This window comes from Mesoflavibacter profundi (assembly GCF_014764305.1).
Lineage (GTDB): Bacteria > Bacteroidota > Bacteroidia > Flavobacteriales > Flavobacteriaceae > Mesoflavibacter > Mesoflavibacter profundi.
Map to the genome: position 1 here is coordinate 2832624 of NZ_CP061703.1, position 21994 is coordinate 2854617.

Annotated in this window: 23 protein-coding genes; 10 read left to right on the forward strand and 13 right to left on the reverse strand. The window is 30.7% G+C overall.

All coding sequences use genetic code 11. The features are described 5' to 3' along the window. Window positions 1–43 precede the first annotated feature (43 nt). The 9 genes from fabG to IFB02_RS12745 all read right to left on the reverse strand — a co-directional run bounded on the left by fabG (window position 44) and on the right by IFB02_RS12745 (window position 8287). Window positions 44–790 (reverse strand): 3-oxoacyl-[acyl-carrier-protein] reductase, encoded by a 747-nt coding sequence (fabG, locus tag IFB02_RS12705; protein ID WP_106688744.1) that lies wholly within the window; start codon window positions 788–790, stop codon window positions 44–46. A gap of 116 nt (window positions 791–906) precedes the next feature. After that, window positions 907–1779, reverse strand: coding sequence for a succinate--CoA ligase subunit alpha (sucD, locus tag IFB02_RS12710; protein ID WP_106688745.1), 873 nt, complete (start codon window positions 1777–1779; stop codon window positions 907–909). 85 nt (window positions 1780–1864) lie between these two features. Beyond that, window positions 1865–2269, reverse strand: a complete 405-nt coding sequence (locus IFB02_RS12715) for a nuclear transport factor 2 family protein (RefSeq protein WP_106688746.1) — start codon at window positions 2267–2269, stop codon at window positions 1865–1867. A 1-nt stretch (window position 2270) separates the two neighbouring features. Beyond that, window positions 2271–3206: a UDP-3-O-(3-hydroxymyristoyl)glucosamine N-acyltransferase gene (locus tag IFB02_RS12720; protein WP_106688747.1), complete on the reverse strand. Its 936-nt coding sequence runs from the start codon at window positions 3204–3206 to the stop codon at window positions 2271–2273. A 22-nt stretch (window positions 3207–3228) separates the two neighbouring features. Next, on the reverse strand, window positions 3229–3795 hold the full coding sequence (gene efp, locus IFB02_RS12725; protein WP_106688748.1) for an elongation factor P: 567 nt from the start codon (window positions 3793–3795) through the stop codon (window positions 3229–3231). A gap of 20 nt (window positions 3796–3815) precedes the next feature. Continuing rightward, entirely contained in the window at window positions 3816–4601 is a 786-nt protein-coding gene (gene lpxA, locus IFB02_RS12730; protein ID WP_106688749.1) for an acyl-ACP--UDP-N-acetylglucosamine O-acyltransferase, read from the reverse strand. Window positions 4602–4604: 3 nt separating this feature from the next. Then, entirely contained in the window at window positions 4605–6017 is a 1413-nt protein-coding gene (locus IFB02_RS12735; RefSeq protein ID WP_106688750.1) for a bifunctional UDP-3-O-[3-hydroxymyristoyl] N-acetylglucosamine deacetylase/3-hydroxyacyl-ACP dehydratase, read from the reverse strand. Then, complete coding sequence (gene lpxD / locus IFB02_RS12740; RefSeq protein WP_106688751.1) at window positions 6004–7032, reverse strand: UDP-3-O-(3-hydroxymyristoyl)glucosamine N-acyltransferase; 1029 nt, start codon at window positions 7030–7032, stop codon at window positions 6004–6006. The genes IFB02_RS12735 and lpxD overlap by 14 nt, the downstream gene beginning before the upstream one ends. 25 nt (window positions 7033–7057) lie before the next feature. Further along, window positions 7058–8287: an HD domain-containing protein gene (locus IFB02_RS12745; protein ID WP_106688752.1), complete on the reverse strand. Its 1230-nt coding sequence runs from the start codon at window positions 8285–8287 to the stop codon at window positions 7058–7060. Window positions 8288–8324: 37 nt separating this feature from the next. Here IFB02_RS12745 and porX point away from each other — a divergent pair, with 37 nt between their 5' ends. The 5 genes from porX to IFB02_RS12770 all read left to right on the forward strand — a co-directional run bounded on the left by porX (window position 8325) and on the right by IFB02_RS12770 (window position 12812). Continuing rightward, window positions 8325–9878: a T9SS response regulator signal transducer PorX gene (gene porX / locus IFB02_RS12750; RefSeq protein ID WP_106688753.1), complete on the forward strand. Its 1554-nt coding sequence runs from the start codon at window positions 8325–8327 to the stop codon at window positions 9876–9878. Between the two features lie 23 nt (window positions 9879–9901). After that, entirely contained in the window at window positions 9902–10312 is a 411-nt protein-coding gene (tsaE, locus tag IFB02_RS12755; RefSeq protein WP_106688754.1) for a tRNA (adenosine(37)-N6)-threonylcarbamoyltransferase complex ATPase subunit type 1 TsaE, read from the forward strand. A 257-nt stretch (window positions 10313–10569) separates the two neighbouring features. After that, window positions 10570–11115: a hypothetical protein gene (locus tag IFB02_RS12760; protein ID WP_106688755.1), complete on the forward strand. Its 546-nt coding sequence runs from the start codon at window positions 10570–10572 to the stop codon at window positions 11113–11115. Window positions 11116–11168: 53 nt separating this feature from the next. After that, on the forward strand, window positions 11169–12368 hold the full coding sequence (locus IFB02_RS12765; protein WP_106688756.1) for an alanine dehydrogenase: 1200 nt from the start codon (window positions 11169–11171) through the stop codon (window positions 12366–12368). Between the two features lie 63 nt (window positions 12369–12431). Next, window positions 12432–12812, forward strand: a complete 381-nt coding sequence (locus tag IFB02_RS12770; RefSeq protein WP_106688757.1) for a DUF4258 domain-containing protein — start codon at window positions 12432–12434, stop codon at window positions 12810–12812. Here IFB02_RS12770 and IFB02_RS12775 read toward each other — a convergent pair. Continuing rightward, complete coding sequence (locus IFB02_RS12775; protein ID WP_106688758.1) at window positions 12809–13984, reverse strand: proline dehydrogenase family protein; 1176 nt, start codon at window positions 13982–13984, stop codon at window positions 12809–12811. The two genes, IFB02_RS12770 and IFB02_RS12775, sit on opposite strands and share 4 nt — an antisense overlap. 89 nt (window positions 13985–14073) lie before the next feature. Between IFB02_RS12775 and aroB the strand changes: the two genes are divergently transcribed. Both aroB and IFB02_RS12785 read left to right on the forward strand, forming a co-directional pair. Then, window positions 14074–15138 carry a 3-dehydroquinate synthase gene (gene aroB / locus IFB02_RS12780; protein WP_106688759.1) on the forward strand — a complete coding sequence of 355 codons (1065 nt, stop codon included), beginning with the start codon at window positions 14074–14076 and terminating at the stop codon, window positions 15136–15138. Between the two features lie 86 nt (window positions 15139–15224). Then, window positions 15225–15542, forward strand: coding sequence for a hypothetical protein (locus tag IFB02_RS12785; protein ID WP_106688760.1), 318 nt, complete (start codon window positions 15225–15227; stop codon window positions 15540–15542). Between the two features lie 57 nt (window positions 15543–15599). Here IFB02_RS12785 and IFB02_RS12790 read toward each other — a convergent pair whose 3' ends face one another. Together IFB02_RS12790 and IFB02_RS12795 are read right to left on the reverse strand one after the other, a co-directional pair. Continuing rightward, complete coding sequence (locus IFB02_RS12790; protein WP_106688761.1) at window positions 15600–16079, reverse strand: Lrp/AsnC family transcriptional regulator; 480 nt, start codon at window positions 16077–16079, stop codon at window positions 15600–15602. 73 nt (window positions 16080–16152) lie between these two features. Further along, a complete protein-coding gene (locus IFB02_RS12795; RefSeq protein ID WP_191072844.1) occupies window positions 16153–17289 on the reverse strand; it encodes a M14 family zinc carboxypeptidase in 1137 nt (378 codons plus the stop codon). A gap of 311 nt (window positions 17290–17600) precedes the next feature. Between IFB02_RS12795 and IFB02_RS12800 the strand changes: the two genes are divergently transcribed. From IFB02_RS12800 to IFB02_RS12810, 3 genes are all read left to right on the forward strand, one after another. Continuing rightward, window positions 17601–18023, forward strand: coding sequence for a helix-turn-helix domain-containing protein (locus IFB02_RS12800; protein ID WP_106688763.1), 423 nt, complete (start codon window positions 17601–17603; stop codon window positions 18021–18023). 100 nt (window positions 18024–18123) lie between these two features. Continuing rightward, window positions 18124–18495, forward strand: a complete 372-nt coding sequence (locus IFB02_RS12805) for a DNA topoisomerase IV (protein ID WP_191072845.1) — start codon at window positions 18124–18126, stop codon at window positions 18493–18495. Window positions 18496–18497: 2 nt separating this feature from the next. Next, a complete protein-coding gene (locus IFB02_RS12810; protein WP_191072846.1) occupies window positions 18498–19295 on the forward strand; it encodes a TerC family protein in 798 nt (265 codons plus the stop codon). On the opposite strand, the gene IFB02_RS12815 is transcribed toward IFB02_RS12810, so the two are convergent. Then, window positions 19282–21948 (reverse strand): DNA gyrase/topoisomerase IV subunit A, encoded by a 2667-nt coding sequence (locus IFB02_RS12815; protein WP_191072847.1) that lies wholly within the window; start codon window positions 21946–21948, stop codon window positions 19282–19284. The two genes, IFB02_RS12810 and IFB02_RS12815, sit on opposite strands and share 14 nt — an antisense overlap. Between the last annotated feature and the right edge of the window lie 46 nt (window positions 21949–21994).

The following is a 21994-nucleotide window of genomic DNA, read 5'->3' on the forward strand; positions in this document are numbered from 1 at the left end:
TTGATTGCTATTAAATCGTAATTCCAAAATCTAAAATCAAAGATTACGTTAACATTCCGCCATCAACGTTAAGCGTTTGTCCAGTAACATATGCAGACATATCACTTGCTAAGAAAACACAAGCATTTGCAATATCTTCTGGAGTACCACCACGTTTTAACGGAATAGCATCACGCCAACCTTGTACTGTTTTTTCATCTAATTTCCCTGTCATTTCAGTTTCGATAAAACCAGGAGCGATCACATTACTTCTAATGTTTCTTGAACCTAACTCTAAAGCTACAGACTTAGAAAAACCAATAATTCCAGCTTTACTTGCTGCATAGTTAGTTTGTCCAGCATTACCTTTAACACCAACGACTGAACTCATATTAATAATAGATCCTTTACGCTGTTTAAGCATAGTACGTTGTACCGCTTTTGTCATGTTAAATACAGATTTAAGATTTACTTCTATTACTTTATCAAAATCTGCTTCGCCCATACGCATTAACAAGTTATCTTTTGTAATTCCTGCATTGTTAACTAATACGTCTATACTACCAAATTCTGCTAACACATCTTCAGCTAATTGTTGAGCATCTTCAAAACTAGCAGCGTTACTTTGATATCCTTTTGCTTTAACGCCTAAAGCGTTTAATTCGTTTTCCAATTCGTTTGCTGCTTCTACAGAAGAGCTGTAAGTAAAAGCTATGTTAGCGCCTTGTTGAGCAAAAACTTGAGCAATACCTTTTCCTATTCCTCTAGAAGCACCAGTAATTATAGCGGTTTTATTTTCTAATAATTTCATTAATATTTTAGTTTTCTATTAGTATTTCAAATATAGTTAATCTGAATGTGTTTAATAAAAAAAAGCCTCATAATTGTTATAAAATTATGAGGCTTTAATTTATAATATAAGGATTATTATCCCATTACTTCTGCAACTTTTTTACCAATTTCAGCTGGAGAATCTACTACGTGTATACCACAATCTCTCATAATAGCTTTTTTAGCTTGAGCAGTATCATCAGATCCACCAACAATTGCTCCTGCGTGACCCATTGTACGACCAGCTGGTGCAGTTTCTCCTGCAATAAATCCAACGATTGGTTTTTTGCTTCCAGAAGCCTTGTACCAGTTAGCAGCATCTGCTTCTAATTGACCTCCGATTTCACCAATCATTACAACACATTCTGTTTCAGGATCATTAATTAATAATTCTACAGCTTCTTTTGTTGTTGTACCGATAATTGGATCTCCACCAATACCAATAGCTGTAGTAATACCTAAACCTTGTTTTACAACTTGGTCTGCAGCTTCATAAGTTAATGTACCTGATTTAGACACAATTCCTACTTTTCCTTGTTTGAATACAAAACCTGGCATAATACCAACTTTTGCTTCACCTGGTGTAATTACACCTGGACAGTTAGGACCAACTAAACGACAGTCTTTATCTTTTATATAATCTGCAGCTTTAATCATATCTGCTACAGGAATTCCTTCTGTAATACAAATAATTACTTTAATACCAGCGTTAGCAGCTTCCATAATCGCATCTGCAGCAAATGCTGGCGGTACAAAAATAATTGAAGTATCTGCTCCAACTTTCTCTACAGCTTCTGCTACTGTGTTAAAAACAGGCTTGTCTAAATGTGTTTGTCCACCTTTTCCTGGTGTTACACCACCAACTACGTTAGTGCCGTATTCTATCATTTGTCCAGCGTGGAAAGTACCTTCGCTACCTGTAAAACCTTGAACTATTATTTTTGAATCTTTGTTAACTAAAACGCTCATGTTTTGTATCTATTAAGAATTTTTATTTGATTTATTTTTTATGCGTAACAAAAGTAAGAGATTGATTGCTATTTCTAAAGAAATTTCAAACATTAATTTCAGAAAAAGCCTGTAAATTTTCTGGAGTATCGTCTCCTAATTGACTTATCTCATATCCTTTGTATAATTGTTGGTCTTTTATTTCCCAAATAGAGATAAAATGAGCTAAGACTTCTTCTTCTTGAGGATTTTCAATAGAGGTTACATAAATAGTATATCGTGCTGTAACCGTATTATTATCTTCTAATAAATGACTTAATTTGTAAGTGAAAGAATGAAATGCTTTTTTTAATGTGGCAATTCGCTCTTCTATCATTTTATAGTTAGAACACATATAGCCTTTACTGCTATTCCAATGTAAAATACAATCTTTATGAATGTATTCTAACACATTATTATCTTTTACAAAATCTAAACTATAAAATGTTTTTACAACTTCTTTTGGTGTCATTTTACTTTTGTTTTAATTGACTTAAAATTTCAGGAATTTTTTTAACGTATGCAAGATCTTTCAACTTAACTCTAGATTCTTCTATTGGTGTTCCAAAATAAGTTTTATGTCCTTCTATAGATTTTGTAACACCTGTTTGCCCTAAAACATTAGCTTTTTTGCCAATGGTTATACCACTAGTAGTACCAACTTGTCCCCAAAGCGTGACTTCATCTTCAATTATACAACAACCAGCGATTCCTGTTTGAGATGCGATTAAGCATTTTTTACCTATTACAGTATCGTGACCTACTTGTATTTGGTTATCCAGTTTAGAACCTTCGCCAATTGTTGTATCACCAGTCACACCACGATCAATACTACACATGGCGCCAATATCTACATTGTCTTTTATTACAACTCTTCCTCCAGATTTTAATTGATCAAACCCTTCTGGTCTATTTTTATAATAAAATGCACTTGCACCTAACACACTTCCTGCATGAATAGTCACATTATTACCAATAATCGTATCATCATAAATACTAACATTAGAATGAATGACACAATTATCACCAATAGTTACATTGTTTCCAATAAAACAGTTTGGTTGAATAATGGTATTTGTTCCAATTTTTGCAGTTTCTGAAATTGCTGAACTAGAAGGAACAAATGGTTTAAAATGATTAGTTAACTTGTTGAAATCTCTAAAAGGATCGTCACTAATTAATAAAGCCTTGCCTTCAGGACATTCTACCTCTTTATTTATTAAAACAATTGTTGCTGCACTGTTTAAAGCTTTATCGTAATATTTTGGATGATCTACAAATACGATATCTCCCGGTTCTACGACATGAATTTCGTTCATGCCAAGGATTTCAAAATTTGGATTGCCAACAAATTTACAATCTATTAATTGCGCTATTTGTTGAAGTGTATGTGATTTTGGGAATTTCATTTAAAACAATAAAAGAGTTAAATTATTCTTTAACTCTTTCTTTATAAGTTCCTTTTTCTGTTTCAACCTTAATTTTATCACCTTCATTTATAAATAAAGGTACATTAACTGTTGCACCAGTTTCTACAGTTGCTGGTTTTGTAGCATTTGTAGCTGTATTACCTTTTACACCAGGCTCTGTAGCTGTAATTTCTAAAATTACTGTTGCCGGCATATCTACAGAAAGTGGCATGTTATCTTCTGAATTGATTTGAATTGTAACCACTTCGCCTTCTTTTAATAAATCAGGTCTATCTAAAGCAGCTTCTAATAATCTAATTTGAGTATAATCTGCTTCATTCATAAAATGATAAAACTCACCATCATTATATAAATACTGAAATTTATGAGTCTCTACACGGACATCTTCTAATTTATGTCCTGCTGAAAAGGTATTATCTATTACCTTACCGTTAGTTACACTTTTTAATTTTGTTCTAACAAAAGCAGGACCTTTTCCTGGTTTTACGTGTAAAAACTCAATGATTTTATAAATATCGTTGTTATATCTAATACATAATCCGTTTCTAATGTCTGATGTTGTTGCCATTATTTACTTTTAAGTTTAATTTAATTTGATTTGAAATAACCTTTCATTATACCTCTATGAGAGTTTTTGATGAATTGTAAAATTTCATCTCTCTCTGGCGTTGCTTCCATTTCTGCTTCAATAATTTCGGAAGCTTGAGAGTTATTATAATTTTTTTGATATAAAATTCTGTATATATCTTGAATTTCTCTAATTTTTTCGGTTGTAAAACCTCTTCGTCTTAATCCTACAGAGTTAATACCAACGTAAGATAACGGTTCTCTTGCAGCTTTTACAAATGGTGGTACATCTTTTCTTACTAAAGATCCTCCAGTTACAAACGCATGGTTACCGATAGAACAAAATTGATGTACTGCTGTCATACCTGCTAAAACAACGTAGTCTCCAACTGTAATATGACCTGCTAGTGTACTGTTATTTGAAAAAATACAATTATCTCCAACAATACAATCATGTGCAATGTGGCAATACGCCATAATTAAACAGTTATTACCTACAACTGTTTTCATTTTATCTGTTGTTCCTCTATTTATGGTCACACATTCTCTAATGGTAACATTATCACCAATTATTGTTAATGTGTCTTCATCGTTATATTTTAAATCTTGAGGTACTGCAGAAATTACTGCTCCAGGAAAAATATTACAATTTTTACCTATTCTTGCGCCTTCCATGATAGTTACATTACTTCCTATCCATGTTCCTTCTCCAATTGTAACATTATTATGTATGGTAGCGAAAGGTTCTATAACGACATTTTTAGCAATTTTTGCTCCTGGATGTACGTATGCTAAAGGTTGATTCATTTTTTAATTATTTTTTACTTTAGAAATTTGTGCCATTAACTCTGCTTCTGCACAAAGTTTCCCGTTAGCATAAGCATATCCTTGCATATGACAAATACCTCTTCTTATTGGCGAAATTAACTCGCATTTAAAGATTAACGTATCTCCAGGCATGACTTTTTGTTTGAATTTAACATTATCTATTTTCATAAAAAATGTCAAGTAGTTTTCAGGATCTGGAACAGTACTAAGCACTAAAATCCCACCTGTTTGCGCCATAGCTTCTACAATTAAAACACCTGGCATTACTGGCGCACCAGGAAAATGACCTCTAAAGAAGTCTTCATTCATGGTTACGTTTTTAGATCCAATTACGTAAGTATCTGTTAACTCAAAAACCTTATCTAATAATAAAAAAGGTTGTCTATGAGGTAACATATCCATAATTTGATTAACATCCATTAAAGGTGTTTGATTTAAATCAACTTTTGGAACATTATTACGTCTATCGTTTTTAATGATTTTAGACATTTTTTTTGCAAACTGAGTATTTACAAAATGTCCAGGTTTATTAGCAATCACCTTACCTTTTATATGTGTTCCAGTAAGTGCTAAATCACCAATTACATCTAATAATTTATGCCTAGCTGCTTCATTAGGATGATGTAATGTTAAGTTATCTAATATACCGTTAGGTTTAACAGATATAGTCTCTTTATTAAAAGCTATTTTAAGTTTTTCTATTGTATCTGGAGAAATTTCTTTATCAACATACACGATAGCATTATTTAAATCTCCGCCTTTTATTAATCCATGTTCTAATAACGATTCTAATTCATGTAAAAAACTAAATGTTCTAGAATCTGAAATATGTTCTTTAAAATCGGACATTTTATCTAAAGTAGCATTTTGTGTACCTAAGACTTTAGTACCAAAATCTACCATTGTTGTTACTTTATAATCTGATGAAGGCATAACTAGTATTTCGCTACCACTTTCTTCATCTACATAAGATATTACATCTGTAACTTCAAAAACTTCTCTTGTTGCATTTTGCTCTACAATTCCGGCTTTTTCTATAGCTTCGACAAAAAACTTTGAGGATCCATCCATAATTGGTGGTTCAGAATTATCCAATTCTAATATAGCATTGTCTATATCCATTCCTACTAAAGCAGCTAGAACATGTTCACAAGTTTGAATAGTGACACCGTTTTTTTCTAAACAAGTACCTCTTTGTGTGTTAGTTACATAATTAGCATCTGCTTCTATTACAGGATTACCTTCTAAGTCGATGCGTTTAAAAGCAAAACCAGCATTTTCTGGCGCTGGTTTAAATGTTAAAGTCACTTCTTTTCCTGTATGTAATCCTACACCAGTTAAGGAGACTTCATCTTTAATGGTTTTTTGCTTAATATCTGTGTTAATTATTGCCATTATTTTGCTTTTCTAAATCGTTTATTGTTTTTACTAGTTTGGGTAAATTTTTAAAATACACATAGGACTTGTTATAATCACCATATGATAATGCTGGCGAACCTTGTAAAACTTCATTATCCTTTACATTACGTCCTATTCCAGATTGCGCTTGTATTTTTACGTTATTACCAATGGTAATATGTCCTACTATTCCAACTTGACCACCAATTTGGCAATTTTCGCCAATTTTAGTGGATCCAGCAATTCCTGTTTGAGCTGCAATTACTGTGTTTTTACCAATCTCTACATTATGTGCAATTTGGATTTGATTATCCAACTTCACTCCTTTTCTAATTATTGTAGATCCTAAGGTTGCTCTATCTATTGTTGTTGCAGCACCAATATCTACAAAATCTTCTAAAATAACGTTTCCTATTTGTGGTACTTTTGTGTATTCTCCGTTTTCATTAGGCGCAAAACCAAAACCATCTGCTCCAATAATTGCTCCAGAATTTATAACACAGTGTTTTCCTATTATGGTTTCTGAATAAATTTTTGATCCAGAAAATATTACAGAATTATCACCAATAACCACATTATCACCAATATAACTATTAGGAAATATTTTTACGTTTTCGCCTATTTTCACATTATTACCAATATAAGTAAACGCACCAATGTAGATGTTTTCTCCTTTTGAAATTGAATCTGATAAATACACAGGTTGTTCTATTCCAGATTTATTTAATTTCACTTGATTATAATACTCTAATAATTTGGAAAAAGATTTGTAAGCATCTTCTACTTTAATTAAAGTACATGACACTTCTTGTTCTGGTTTAAAAGAGTTGTTTACTATTGCTATAGATGCTTTTGTAGAATATATATATGAAGTATACTTAGGGTTAGCTAAAAAGGTTAATGCACCTTTTTCCCCTTCTTCTATTTTGGATAATTTAGAAACTTCAGTATCTGGATTACCAACTACTGTTCCGTCTAAAATACCAGCTATTTGTTCTGCTGTAAATTTCATTAATGGCAAAAATAGAAAAAATGAATTAAAGTTTTTGTTTTGGGTAACATATATAATATTTAGTTACCTTTTTTGACAGCGCTTTTAGGTTTAATTGATCGGATGCTTTTACAACATCTTCTGTTTTTCCAGACTTATATAAAATCTTTATATTTTGCTTACTTCTTGTATAGGCTTGATTGCTTATTTGTCCAGTAAATACAAAGTATTGCGCTTCTTCTTCTGTAATGTCATATTTTTCTTGCAACGCATTTATATAAGTAACAAGATTATCTTCAGAAAATGGTTTTTTCTTAATCTTAACCTTTAATAATTGTCTGTTAATTATCATTTCACACAGGTTACTTAAAACAAAATCGTCATGATATTGCCAGCTTTTCATTGCGGAAATAACATCAAAATTATCTAATCTAGAGAAAGTTTCTAAGCAATCATCATCAAATTCTGTTATAGAAATTTCATTTTCTAAAAAGAATTTTAAAGGTTTACTAGCTTCTAGTTCTACACCTTTTCTGGATAATTCTTTAGCTCTTTTTAATACTCTAATTATAAGTTGCTCTGCTGCTAAACTAGTTTTATGTAAGTATACTTGCCAATACATTAAACGCCTGGCGACTAAAAATTTCTCGACACTGTAAATACCTTTATTTTCAATCACAAGCTCATCGTCTTTAACATGTAACATTGTAATGATACGTTCGCTATTAATATTACCTTCAGAAACTCCTGTGTAAAAACTATCTCTTTTTAAATAGTCTGCACGATCCATATCAATTTGACTAGATATAAGCTGAAGCATAAACTTACGATGGTATTCACCTTTAAAAATTTGGATTGCAAGTGTTAAATCGCCGTTAAATTCTTCATTAAGTTTTTGCATAAATAGAAGTGAAATTTCTTCATGAGAAACACCTTTTACTATACTATGTTCCATTGCATGAGAAAACGGTCCGTGACCAATATCGTGTAACAAAATAGCTATGTAAAGTGCATCTTCTTCTTTATTAGAAATTTTAACACCTTTAAAACGAAGTACTTGCACAGCTTTTTGCATTAAATGCATACATCCAATTGCATGATGAAATCTAGTATGATGCGCACCAGGATAAACCAAATATGATAATCCCATTTGAGAGATACGTCTTAACCTTTGAAAATATTTGTGCTCTATTAAATCAAAAATTGTAGAGTTTGGTATGGTAATAAATCCGTAAATTGGATCGTTTAATATTTTAAGTTTGTTTATTTTTTTCAAACTAAAAGTTTACATTAATAATATAGAACAAATATACATGAACAATATAAATATTCTTTGGGTTGATGACGAAATTGATCTTCTTAAGCCTCATATCCTATTTTTAGAGAAAAAAAACTATAACGTCACAACTTGCAATAGCGGTACAGAAGCTATAGACATTTTAAAAGACAATAAATTTGATATTGTTTTTTTAGATGAAAACATGCCAGGTTTAACCGGTCTTGAAACTTTAAATGAAATTAAAGAAATTGAAGACACTTTACCTGTCGTTATGATTACAAAAAGTGAAGAAGAGTATATTATGGAAGAAGCAATAGGAAATAAAATTGCCGATTACCTAATAAAACCTGTTAACCCAAATCAAATTCTATTAAGTTTAAAGAAAAACCTTGATCACTCAAGATTGGTTAGCGAAAAAACAACGTCTAATTACCAGCAAGAATTTAGAAAAATTGCAATGGATCTTGCAATGGTTAACTCTTATGAAGATTGGGTTACTTTATACCAAAAACTAATTTATTGGGAAATTCAGCTAGAAGATATAGAAGATCCTAGTATGTTTGAAATATTAGAATCTCAGAAAAACGAAGCTAATATTCAATTTGGTAAATTTATAGACAAAAACTATCCTAATTGGTTTAAACCTAACACAGATGCGCCAATATTATCACATACACTATTTAGAGAAAAAATAGCACCAGAGTTAAGTAAAGAGCAACCAACATTATTAATTGTTGTTGACAATTTAAGATATGACCAATGGAAAGCATTTGAACCTACGGTAACTAATCATTACAAAAAACAACAAGAAGAAGCTTTTTTCAGCATACTTCCTACTGCTACACAGTATGCAAGAAATGCAATATTTTCTGGTTTAATGCCTGCAGACATGGAACGTTTACATCCTAATTTTTGGAAAAACGATACAGATGAAGGCGGTAAAAACTTACACGAAGCAGACTTTTTAGAAGCACAAATCAAACGTTTAGGATTAACACACTTAAAACATGAGTTTTATAAGATAACAAACCTTAAAAATGGTAAGCAACTTGCAGACAATTTTAAAGGATTAAAAGATAACGACTTAACAGTTGTTGTTTACAATTTTGTAGATATGCTGTCACATGCAAAGACAGATATGGAAGTAGTTAAAGAGCTAGCATCAAATGATAAAGCATATAGATCATTAACCCAAAGTTGGTTTAAAAACTCACCGCTTTTAGAGATGATACAACAAGCGCAACAACTTGGGTTTAAATTAATAATAACTACAGATCACGGTACAATTAACGTAAAACATCCATCTAAAGTTATTGGTGATCGTGATACAAGCTTAAACTTGAGATACAAAACAGGCAGAAGCTTAAGTTATGAAGATAAAGATGTTTTGGTAGCAAAAGATCCTAAAACAATTCACTTACCATCAATTACGATGAGTAGTTCATTTATATTTGCAAAAAGCGATTTGTTTTTTGCTTACCCAAACAATTACAATCATTATGTAAGTCATTATCGCAACACTTACCAACATGGTGGAGTTTCATTAGAAGAAATGATTATACCTTTTGTTGTTCTAAATCCTAAATAATTATTTTTGCAAAAAAATTATAAGTGAATATAACTTACACATTAGATCAAATAGACCAAGCAGCGAAGTTTGTTTTAGATCATTCTACTTCTAAAATAATATTGTTTGAAGGCGAAATGGGCTCAGGCAAAACAACATTAATCAAATCACTAATTAAAGAATTAGGAAGTGATGATATTGTTAGCTCTCCTACTTTTTCATTAGTTAATGAATATACAACCGACAATAATCCTATTTTTCATTTTGATTTATATAGAGTTGAAGACGAAGAAGAATTATACAATTTTGGAATAGAAACCTACATCTATTCTAACAATTATGTGTTAGTAGAATGGCCAGAAATTTTAAAAAATTTAATTCAAGACAACTTTACAATCGTAAAAATAAGTTTAACAGACGCTAATAAAAGAACTTTATCATTACATAACAACTAAGTGTTTTTCCTTTTATAATTAATAAAAAAATGTAAATTTGACTTGTTTACGGTTTTTACCGCAACAAAAAATCAAAAAAACATAATTTTTAACATTAATTTAACATTTCGCTTAAAATACTAACAGTTTAAAATATAATTTAGCGGTATTAATTAATTAAATCCCTAACATTATGAAAACTAAAAAGTATGTAATTGCATTAGCAGTTTTCGGCGGTGTATTATTTACAACGCAGGCGACAAATCTTATTGATTTAGATGGACAACACACAACACAAGTTGACGGAAGAAAAATCAAAATCCCACCAAACGGGTAATAAACGAATAATTATAACAGGTACTGTGTTGGCTACTGTTATAGCTTTAACACCTTATTTGTTTTATGTTTATGAAAGTGTTCCAGATCAAGCTATTTGGGACACTTTTTTTGGTACTTTCCATAGTGAAGTCTATGAAAGTGTTCAGGTTGTAATCTGGACGTTAACAGGAAAAATGATTCCGCTAATACTATTATCTATTTGGTTTTTTACCTGTAGACATTGGTGGCATCATGCAATATTAGTCCCAATTTTTATGTACATATATCAAATATTAGGTTTTGCGTTAACTGACACTTATCTTTTTGATGAGTTTCAACTTATACATATGGTTCCTTTTATGGCTATAATATTACCTTCAATATATTTAATTAGAGCAAGAATTTTCAACAAAATTAATAGTGTTGATAAGTCTATTCAAGAACTTGAAGACGAACTTACCTTTAAACCTAAGACTATCTGGGGAAAAATTAAACAGTACTTTTAAGTCTTACAATTTCAATTTATTTTGTAATTTGTTTCCTTTAAAATTATCTGTAAATGTCTAAATCTTTAACGCCTTTTTCTAAAGCGCAATTAATTCCTCAAGAAGAAACTCTTGAAGTTTTTAAACACAAAAGCGACCTTTTTATTGGTATTCCTAAAGAAACAGCTTTTCAAGAGAAGCGTGTATGCCTTACACCAGATGCTGTATCTGCTATAGTTAATAATGGTCATAGAGTTTTAATAGAATCTGGCGCAGGATTAGGTGCAAATTTTTCAGACAAAGACTACAGTGAAGCTGGTGCAGAAGTAACAAAAGACACAGCAAAAGTCTACAGTTGCCCAATGATTTTAAAAGTTGAACCACCAACTTTGGAAGAACTTCAACTAATAAATCCGCAAACCACTTTAATATCTGCTTTACAGATAAAAACTCAAACTAAAAAGTATTTTGAACATTTAGCATCAAAACGCATCACAGCTTTAGCTTTTGAATTTATTAGAGATGAAGATGGCGCTTATCCAGCTGTTAGAGCTTTAAGTGAAATTGCAGGAACAGCTTCAGTTTTAATTGCTTCAGAACTTTTAAGTAGCTCAAGTCACGGTAACGGATTAATGTTTGGTAATATTAGCGGTGTTCCACCAGTTGAAGTTGTAATTTTAGGCGCAGGAACAGTTGGCGAATTTGCTGCAAGAAGCGCTTTAGGTCTTGGAGCTAACGTAAAAGTTTTTGACAATTCCATAACAAAATTACGATGCTTGCAAGCTAATTTAGGACGTACTATATATACATCTACAATTCAACCTAAATATTTAAGTAAAGCTTTAAAACGATGCGATGTTGTAATTGGCGCAGTAAGAGGCAAAGATAGATCACCAATTATAGTTAATGAAACTATGGTGGAACAAATGAAAAAAGGCGCAGTAATTATAGATGTTAGCATAGATATGGGCGGATGTTTTGAAACTAGTGAAGTTACCACACATAACAAACCAACATTTAGAAAACACGACATCATACATTATTGCGTACCAAATATTCCTGCCAGGTATTCTAGGACAGCATCAGCATCAATTAGTAATATTTTCACACCTTATTTATTAAAAATAGCTGAAGATGGCGGATTAGAAAACGCTATTAGATTTGATAAAGGTTTGAAAAACGGATTATATTTTTACCATGGTATTTTAACTAACCGAGCTGTTGGTGAATGGTTTGACTTAAAACATAGCGATATTAATCTTTTAATGTTCTAATTTTTTATTGTTTTAAGCACTTTCTAAAACTTTTTTTTCGATTTTTGAACAAAATTTAAAACCATGAAATTTATCCATAGATTAGGATATTACTTAGGAGGATTTGCAATTGGATTAATTTTACTTGCCTTTTTCTTAAGCGGAAGCAAAACATCTTGCCAATATGATTACAGTCCAGAAGCTAGAGTATTAAAAAACATTAACACTAAAGTTTTAAAATACTCCGCCAGTAGCGAATCGTCATTAAAAAACAAACTTGTAGACACGACTACAATTAAAAATATATTAAAAGAAGGTGATGTGATTTTTTCTAAAAGCGAACCTAGAAAATCACCTTGCGGTATATATCATATAGAAAGCAAAAAGGACGATAAAACTATCATCCTTTCTGTAGAAAATTGTGAAAAACACGCTATTTTACAATCTATCACTATTGAAGATTAGTTGCTTTTTCTTCGTTTTCGTTCTGCTTTTAATAAAGATAATTCTCTACTAGTCTGACCAGCTACAGAAGTATTTTCTTCTGCACGACGTATTAAGTATGGCATCACATCTTTAACTGGACCAAAAGGTAAATATTTTGCAACATTGTAACCTTGCTCGGCTAGATTAAAACTTATATGATCACTCATGCCGTATAATTGACCAAACCATACTCTGTTATCGGTTTTATCAATATTTAACTGCTGCATTAATTCCATAGAAATATAAGTACTCAATTCGTTATGCGTACCTATAAAAATAGAAATATCATTTAGGTGATGTAAAATATAAGTAAGACAGTCGTTAAAATTCGCATCTGTTGTAGCCTTGTCTTTGCATATTGGACTAGGATATCCTTTTTCTTTTGCGCGTTCTCTTTCTTTTTCCATGTACGCACCACGAACAATCTTATAACCTAACTTGTAATTTCCTTGTTTAGCTCTTTCATGAGATGCTTTTAAGTACTCTAATCTATCGTGTCTATAGGTTTGTAATGTATTATAAACAATAGGAACTTCTTTATTATATTCTCGCATCATGTCTTCAGCTAACTCATCTGCTGCGTCTTGCATCCAACTTTCTTCACCATCAATTAAAACTTCAACATCCTTTTGTTTTGCTAAACTGCAAATATCATGATAGCGTTGCACTACTCTATCCCATTCTAATTGTTCGTCTTGAGTAAACGGTTTTCCTTCGCCTTTTTTCTGAAACAAATAAAATCTACCAAGTCCTGTTGGTTTAAAAACAACAATTGGCATTGCATCTTTTTCTTCACTAAAATGAACAAGTTTTATTATTTTTTGTGCAGCTTCATCAAAATGAGACTCGATTGCCTTACCTTCTACTGAATAATCTAAAACAGAACTCACGCCTGCAGAATACATTTTGTCTATGACTGGTAAACAGTCATCCTCATTTACGCCACCACAAAAATGATCAAAAACAGTAGCTCTTATTAAACCTTCTACTGGCAAATGTGCTTTTAAAGCAAAATTAGTTGCTGCAGTACCTATTCTAACTAATGGTTCGTTAGAAATCATTTTAAACAAAAAATAAGCTCTTTCAAGCTCAGAATCGCTTTTTAATCTAAAAGCTACCTCTGTATTTTCAAAAAGTTTTTGCTCTGTCATTTAAATAAAAAATATTACTGCAAATATAAATTAACTATACTATTTATTATTTAAAAAACTCCTTATTTTTACGCTTTATAATTCTATTTATGACATCTATACCTACACAAGATTACAGCATACATTTTAATACTACTGGATATTCTAAACTAAATGAGTTAATTAAAAACAATGATTATTCTTCAATATTCATTTTAGTAGACAGCAACACAAACGCAAACTGCTTAACTCCTGTTTTACAACATATTGAAACTGATATTAGAATTGAAATTTTAGAAATTGAATCTGGAGAACAACACAAAAACTTGGATACTTGCGCTAGTTTATGGAGTGCTTTAAGCGAACTTGGTACAGACCGAAAAAGCCTAATGATTAATTTAGGTGGCGGTGTAGTGACTGATTTAGGTGGATTCGTAGCTTGTTGTTACCAACGTGGTATTGATTTCATAAATATTCCAACCACTTTATTATCTATGGTAGATGCGTCTATTGGTGGTAAAAACGGTGTTGATTTAGGATTGTTAAAAAACCAAATAGGTGTTATAAAAACACCTAAAATGGTAATTGTAGACACAAGCTTTTTAAACACATTGTCTAGTCGAGAAATGCGATCTGGTTTAGCCGAAATGATTAAACACGGATTAATTGCTAACCCAAAGCATTATAGCGACTTAAAAAACTTATCTAAACTAACACTTGAAGATTTAGATGCATTAATTTATGATTCTATTTTAGTAAAAAAACATATTGTAGAACAAGATCCAACTGAACAAAATTTAAGAAAAACTTTAAATTTTGGACACACTTTAGGTCACGCTATAGAATCCTTTTACCTTAATAAAAAAGATCAGGCTTTGTTGCATGGTGAAGCTATTGCAATAGGTATGATTTTAGAAAGTTACTTATCTTCTAAATTGTTAAATTTTGATACGGACAAGCTAAATAAAATTAAATCGCAGCTAATCAACACATTTGGTCACCCAAAAATTAATCCCGAAAATTATGATAGTATAATTGATTTAATGAAGCATGATAAGAAAAACCAAAACGGAATTATCAAATTTGTTTTACTTAAAGATATTGGTAATTGTGCTATTAACCAAGAAGCTTCTAAAGAACTGATAATCAATTCTTTTGAATTTTATAATAATTAACATTTTTGTATTAAAATAAATTGTAATTTTAAATAATAGCTAAAATCTACCGACTACACTAACCTCTTAATTTTAAATTATTTGGTATGAAAAAAGTTATTGTCGATTACAAAAAATTAACTCCAGAAGTACTTGGATTGTTAAACCAAAAATTTCCTGATGGTTATGGAGATGACGATATTATCACTTTTGACGATCATCACAATCAAACTATAGAAGCTGTTGAAATTAAAACCAACGACACCATTTATTTAGTGAAAGTAAGTAGTAAACTACATTATACTATGACTAATTTTGATTCTAGTTTTGATTTTGAAACCAACGACAAAGGTCATATTATAATAGACTTTGACAAAACGACTACTCTTACAGACGATAATATATTATCTAACGAGGAAGAATAAAAAAAAGCGTTTTTGAATATCAAAAACGCTTTTTAAGTATTATTAGCTATTAAAAAATTAAAGCTCGTTAAAAATGCTATGCATTAATCGTTTTTTATCATTAATACTTTCTTCTAAAGATATCATAGTTTCGGTTCTGTAAACACCTTCAATATCGTCTAACATAAATATAACATCTTTAGCATGTTCTGTGTTTCTTGCTCTAATCTTACAAAAGATATTAAATTTACCAGTTGTTATATGAGCCACAGTAACAAACGGGATTTCGTTTATACGCTCTAAAACAAAAGTAGTTTGTGATGTATTTTGTAAAAACACACCAACGTAAGCTATAAATGAATATCCTAACTTTTTATAATCTAAAGTTAAAGAAGACCCTTTTATAATACCTGCATCTTCCATTTTTTTAACACGAACATGAACTGTACCTGCCGAGATTAATAATTTTTTTGCTATATCTGTAAAAGGAACTCTTGTGTTATCGATTAACATATCAAGAATTTGATGATCAATTTCGTCTAATTTAAACTTCGCCATTTTAATGAATTAATATATTTTAAGCAAAAATAATACAAATTCATTGAATATTCTACATCAAAAACAAAGATTTTTAAGATTTTAATGATTTTTTCTCATTATTTATTAAAACGAAATCGTTTTCGTATCCAATATAAATTTCTTCATCTTTAACGGTTTTAACCTCTAAATTACTAGCGTTAATGACTTTATGACCGAAAAATCTTTCATTTGTTAAAAAACGTTCAACTTTTGGGATAAATAATAGACTATCGTCAACCAACCTTTCTTGAAATTGTATAGCTATGTTATAAATATTACCATTTACTAAAGCATTTTTAACTATAACATCGTAAAATAATTTGTCGTTTTCTGGTATATTAAAATAAGATTGGTAATTATCACCAGAAACATTGGTTTTAGAGACATAATCTAAAGCAGTAACTAATGCATAAAACGTAAATTCCCTTACCACTTCTCTATCATAATCTTCAGCATAATGTCCAGCTTCAAAAAGCACTGTAGGAACATTTTTTAATTGAAAAGCATCGCCAACACAATTATCATTAAATCCGTCATCATAACGTCCTATTTGATTTGGCAATACAGTTTGCAAATTAGTATTTATAGCTGCGATAATTTCCATAGCTTGCTTACGTACACGGGTTAAAGTCCTGTCTTTATCTACAGAAGGAGATAAAAACGAAAGTGTTGCTACATTATTAATAGATCCAGCACTAAAAATAGTACGTTGTCCATGTAAATTAAAGCAATAATCAGGTGAAAATGTCTTAAAAAAGCCGTTTAACACAGCGCTTTCCGGTTGCGATAACGCCTGAGCATCTCTATTTAAATCTACATTATTAGCATTTAGCCTAGTGTATTGTTTAGCGCCATCAGGATTTAACATAGGTACAATTGCGATTGTACAATGTTTTAATATAGGAGCTATTAAATCGTCTTCTGCAGCATTTAAAAAATCAAAAACAGCTTTTGTAGTTGTAGATTCATTTCCATGCATTTGCGACCACATTAAAACACGTTTTGGTCCATTACCAAGTTTGATAACATGTATTGGCGCTTTTAAAACAGAATGACCAATAATATCAATTTTAAGTTTAGACTGTAATTTATCTAGAATAGGATCTAAGTTTTTTAAGGTAATATAACGACCAAATAAAGCAGATTCTTTATAGGTATTAAATAGTGTTTTAAGTGTTGTAATTGTCATAGCTAATTATTAAGTTACAAATGTAAACAATCTATATTTTACAAATGTAAACAGGGTAATTTACAATTGTAATTTAGAATTGTAAACATTTATCATGGTTATTTAATCATTAAAGTTTCAATACCAGGAGTAATTTGCTTTACTATTAATTAAATAGATTTAAATACTATTTATCAGTTAGTTACATTAATTATTTAAAGTAATAGTTTAATGTATTTATAATATAATTGTTGACTGTTATAAACATTTTACAATGAATTTTACAATTGTAACATTGGTTATTTCATATTATTGTTTACATTTGTATCGCTATGATAAACAATACAGAATTTTCTAAACGACTACAAAAAGTGATCGAATATTACGGTGAAAGTGCTTCGTCTTTTGCTGAAAAAATTGGTGTGCAACGTTCTAGTATTTCTCACATACTTTCTGGAAGAAATAAACCTAGTTTAGAATTTGTATTAAAGGTACTTTCGTCTTTTCCTGAAGTAGAATTGTATTGGCTATTAAATGGCAAAGGAAATTTTCCTGCTGAAAAAAATGCTGTAGAAGTTAAACCTGAAATTCCTCCTCGACCAGAATCACAAAATTTATTTTCTGAAGTTGAAGAAAAAACTCCGGAAACAAATTCGACTTCAATTTCTCAAATTCAACAACATTCAAAAAAAGAAATTGAGCGTATCGTTATTTTTTATAAAGATGGTAGTTTTCAAAATTTTGAGAATTCGTAACTAAGTACATAAAATTTTCAAATACGAAAGTTATAAGCAAGTACATTTTTAACTCTATTTTACCATTCTACTTTTGTAATTTTGTGTAAAATACAATGAGATGAAATATTTTACTTTAATCATACTTTCTTTATTACTTTTTAATTGCTACCAAATAGAACGAAATTGTTCTGATTATAAAACCGGAAATTTTAAAAGTGAAGTTTCCATTAACGGTACACTTTATACATCTACTTTTTTTAGAAACGATACTTTACAGGTAGAAACTTACGAAGGTAAAACCGATAGTTCTTCTTTACGATGGATTAATGATTGCGAAGTTATTTTTAAAACTATAAATCCTAAAAATATGGCAGAGCAAAAAGATATTCATTTAAAAATACTAACCACAACAGATTCTACTTATACATTTGAATATTCTTATGTTGGCGAATCTAAAAAGCAAAAAGGAATTGCTTATAAACAACAATAACCATGATAGAGTTTTTAACGTCTAGTGATGCCATTTTTGCATTACTTACCCTTACTTTTTTAGAAATAATTTTAGGAATAGATAATATTGTATTTATATCTATTGCTGCAAATAAATTACCTGAAGACAAACGTGGTAAAGTCACAAATATTGGACTTTTGCTAGCAATGGTACAACGTATTATATTGTTGTTTTTTGTGTCCTTTTTAGTCGGTTTATCTAAACCTTTTTATACTTTAGACTTAAATTGGATGCACTTAGAATTAAGCTGGCAAGCTATAATTTTATTTGTTGGAGGATTATTTTTAATCTATAAAAGTACTTCTGAAATAAGAGAAAAAGTTTCATATCCAAAACATGATGAAGATGAAGTTAAAGGGAAAGCAATTAAATCTTTACAACAAGCTATAATACAAATCTTAATTATAGATTTTATTTTCTCTATAGATTCTATTTTAACAGCTGTTGGTATGACAAACGGTTTATCAAATAATCATAATTACAACCTAATTTTAATGATTATTGCTGTGGTAATTTCAATAATAATAATGATTAGTTTTGCTAATAAAATTAGACGTTTTATAGACAAAAACCCAAGTATACAAATACTTGGGCTGTCTTTTTTAATCCTTATTGGGTTTATGCTAATTACAGAAGCTGGTCATTTATCTCACACCACTTTCTTTGATAAAAAGGTCGGTGCAATACCTAAAGGTTACCTTTACTTTGCAATTGCGTTTTCTTTATTTGTAGAATTTTTAAATCAAAAGATTAGTAAAAAATCTACTAAAACAAGCTAGCTTGACCAGAATCGTCAATATTTTTATCACCTTCATCTGTCATATCATTTGAAGGTTTTTTTGTGTCATTATTTTGATCACTGTTTGTTTCTACATTTTCTTCATATACAACTTCAATCTCTTGTGCAGGAACATCTTCAGGAGCTTCATATGGTAAAGGATCTAACAGACTTATTTGGTTAACCTTATCTTTAGTTAACTGATTACCAAGTGCATTTATACCTTTAATTGCTATAAATTCTTCTAAATTAACTTGAAGATTATCCTTTCTATCTTTACCTCTTTCTTTAGTAAATTCTACTTCCGCCATAGGTTTCCAGTCGGTAGACACAATTTCCAATTGTGATTTTGGATGCTCTGATATAAATAAATCTTCTTTGCTTTCGTTTTCAATTAAAAAACGTTTTACGTAGTAACGCTCTTTATCACCATCATAATATATTGCTGAAATTGGCTTTTTAGGTATCCATTTTTCCAGTACAATCATATCATCATCAAAATGTGCTGTAACTTCTGGAATTATAGTTTTTACATAGCCACGTTGGTTGATTACCAATAATCGATCTTCACCTCTAAACTCGCCTAACAACTCGCCTCTTCCATCTACATTTAAACGCTGTACTGTATCGTCAAACCATATTTTACGCGGTTTTAACGTAGATACACCTTTTTCTTTTAATTCTATTTTTTTAATGGCGTATTTGGTAACCACATTACCTTTACTTGCACGACCTTTTATTAAAATGTCTGCAAAATCTATATCCCATTTAAGTTTTTTAATACTTCCAACTTGTCTTAAAAATACCGAAATGACTTCGGCTTCTCCATTAGGATTTGCAGAAAAATACCAAACTTTACTTGATTTGTTTCCATTAGTTAAGTCGTAATCTTTATCTCTTGTTATAGACGTAACTGCAAAACGTTTAATGTACGATGGTCCTTTGCTTCCATCGCGATAAATCATATTGTAAATAGTACGCTTGTCTTTCTTTTTAAAGACTGCAACGTGTATAATATTTTTACCGATAAAGGTTTTGCTATCTACTTTAGTGACCATCATTTTACCTTCGGCAGTAAATACAATAATATCGTCTATATCACTACAATCGCAAACATACTCGTCTCTTCTTAACGATGTACCAATAAAACCTTCTTCTCTATTTACGTAAAGTTTTGTGTTTCTAATCACCACTTTTGTAGCATCTACATCTTCAAAAGCACGTAGTTCGGTTTTACGCTCTTTACCTTCACTATACGTGTCTTTTAAGCGTTTAAAATAAGCAATTGCATAATCTATTAGATTTGCTAAATGATGTTTAACTTCGGCAATTTGATCTTCTAAAGCATCTATTTTTTGTTGCGCTTTATCGATATCAAATTTAGAAATTCGTTTAATTCTAATTTCGGTTAAACGTACAATATCTTCTTCTGTAATGGCACGTTTTAAATGTTTTATATGTGGTTGAAGTCCTTTGTCTATCGCTTGGATAACACCTTCCCAAGTTTCTTCTTCTTCAATATCACGATAGATACGGTTTTCTATAAAAATACGTTCTAACGATGCAAAATGCCACTGCTCTTCAAACTCGTTAAGTTTGATTTCTAATTCTTGTTTTAATAACTGAACCGTGTTGTCTGTACTACGACGTAACATTTCAGAAACACCTATAAATAACGGTTTGTTATCTTCAATCACACAGCCTAATGGCGAAATAGAGATTTCGCAATTTGTAAATGCGTAAAGTGCATCTATGGTTTTATCTGGTGAAATTCCTGACGGTAAATGCACCAAAATTTCTACTTCTGCAGCAGTATTATCTTCTATTTTTTTGATTTTGATTTTACCTTTGTCGTTCGCTTTTAAGATAGAATCTATTAAAGACGATGTTGTTGTACCAAAAGGTACTTCGGTAATTACCAAAGTGTTTTTATCGTATTGCGAAATTTTTGCACGAACACGAACTTTTCCGCCACGCATACCATCGTTATAATCGCCACAATCTGCAATACCTGCAGTTGGAAAATCTGGTAAAATTGTAAAACGCTTACCTTGAAGATGCTTGACAGACGCATCTATAAGCTCTATAAAATTATGAGGTAATATTTTTGTTGACAATCCTACCGCAATTCCTTCTCCGCCTTGCGCTAACAATAACGGAAACATTACTGGTAAATTGATTGGCTCCTTACGTCTACCATCGTAAGACGCTTGCCATTCGGTAATTTTTGGATTATAAACTACATCTAAAGCAAATTTAGAAAGACGTGCTTCAATATAACGTGATGCTGCTGCGCTATCTCCTGTAAGGATATTTCCCCAGTTACCTTGTGTATCAATTAACAGGTCTTTTTGACCAATCTGTACCATAGCATCTGCAATACTGGCGTCACCATGCGGATGATATTGCATGGTATGACCAACAATATTAGCTACTTTATTGTAACGACCATCATCTAAGTCTTTCATAGAATGCATGATACGACGTTGCACTGGTTTAAAACCATCTTCTATTGCTGGTACTGCACGTTCTAAAATAACATAAGACGCATAATCTAAAAACCATTCTTTATACATACCAGTAATCCTGGTAATGGTTTCGTTAGCGTCTTGGTTTTGGTCGTTTGTTAAGTCTTCGTTTTCTTCTTCTGCCATATTGTTATTCCTGTTTAAAGGAAATTATTTATTTAGACTTAAATAT

Excerpts from the sequence above, each read along its gene's own strand:
- IFB02_RS12795 (WP_191072844.1), bottom strand. The coding sequence starts at position 17,289 with ATGACAATTACAACACTTAAAACACTATTTAATACCTATAAAGAATCT.
- IFB02_RS12775 (WP_106688758.1), bottom strand. The coding sequence starts at position 13,984 with ATGACAGAGCAAAAACTTTTTGAAAATACAGAGGTAGCTTTTAGATTA.
- IFB02_RS12790 (WP_106688761.1), bottom strand. The coding sequence starts at position 16,079 with ATGGCGAAGTTTAAATTAGACGAAATTGATCATCAAATTCTTGATATG.
- lpxA (WP_106688749.1), bottom strand. The coding sequence starts at position 4,601 with ATGAATCAACCTTTAGCATACGTACATCCAGGAGCAAAAATTGCTAAA.
- IFB02_RS12810 (WP_191072846.1), top strand. The coding sequence starts at position 18,498 with ATGATAGAGTTTTTAACGTCTAGTGATGCCATTTTTGCATTACTTACC.
- IFB02_RS12770 (WP_106688757.1), top strand. The coding sequence starts at position 12,432 with ATGAAATTTATCCATAGATTAGGATATTACTTAGGAGGATTTGCAATT.
- fabG (WP_106688744.1), bottom strand. The coding sequence starts at position 790 with ATGAAATTATTAGAAAATAAAACCGCTATAATTACTGGTGCTTCTAGA.
- porX (WP_106688753.1), top strand. The coding sequence starts at position 8,325 with ATGAACAATATAAATATTCTTTGGGTTGATGACGAAATTGATCTTCTT.
- IFB02_RS12800 (WP_106688763.1), top strand. The coding sequence starts at position 17,601 with ATGATAAACAATACAGAATTTTCTAAACGACTACAAAAAGTGATCGAA.
- IFB02_RS12765 (WP_106688756.1), top strand. The coding sequence starts at position 11,169 with ATGTCTAAATCTTTAACGCCTTTTTCTAAAGCGCAATTAATTCCTCAA.
- IFB02_RS12760 (WP_106688755.1), top strand. The coding sequence starts at position 10,570 with ATGGACAACACACAACACAAGTTGACGGAAGAAAAATCAAAATCCCAC.
- aroB (WP_106688759.1), top strand. The coding sequence starts at position 14,074 with ATGACATCTATACCTACACAAGATTACAGCATACATTTTAATACTACT.
- IFB02_RS12735 (WP_106688750.1), bottom strand. The coding sequence starts at position 6,017 with ATGGCAATAATTAACACAGATATTAAGCAAAAAACCATTAAAGATGAA.
- IFB02_RS12785 (WP_106688760.1), top strand. The coding sequence starts at position 15,225 with ATGAAAAAAGTTATTGTCGATTACAAAAAATTAACTCCAGAAGTACTT.
- IFB02_RS12715 (WP_106688746.1), bottom strand. The coding sequence starts at position 2,269 with ATGACACCAAAAGAAGTTGTAAAAACATTTTATAGTTTAGATTTTGTA.
- lpxD (WP_106688751.1), bottom strand. The coding sequence starts at position 7,032 with ATGAAATTTACAGCAGAACAAATAGCTGGTATTTTAGACGGAACAGTA.
- efp (WP_106688748.1), bottom strand. The coding sequence starts at position 3,795 with ATGGCAACAACATCAGACATTAGAAACGGATTATGTATTAGATATAAC.
- IFB02_RS12805 (WP_191072845.1), top strand. The coding sequence starts at position 18,124 with ATGAAATATTTTACTTTAATCATACTTTCTTTATTACTTTTTAATTGC.
- sucD (WP_106688745.1), bottom strand. The coding sequence starts at position 1,779 with ATGAGCGTTTTAGTTAACAAAGATTCAAAAATAATAGTTCAAGGTTTT.
- IFB02_RS12720 (WP_106688747.1), bottom strand. The coding sequence starts at position 3,206 with ATGAAATTCCCAAAATCACATACACTTCAACAAATAGCGCAATTAATA.
- IFB02_RS12815 (WP_191072847.1), bottom strand. The coding sequence starts at position 21,948 with ATGGCAGAAGAAGAAAACGAAGACTTAACAAACGACCAAAACCAAGAC.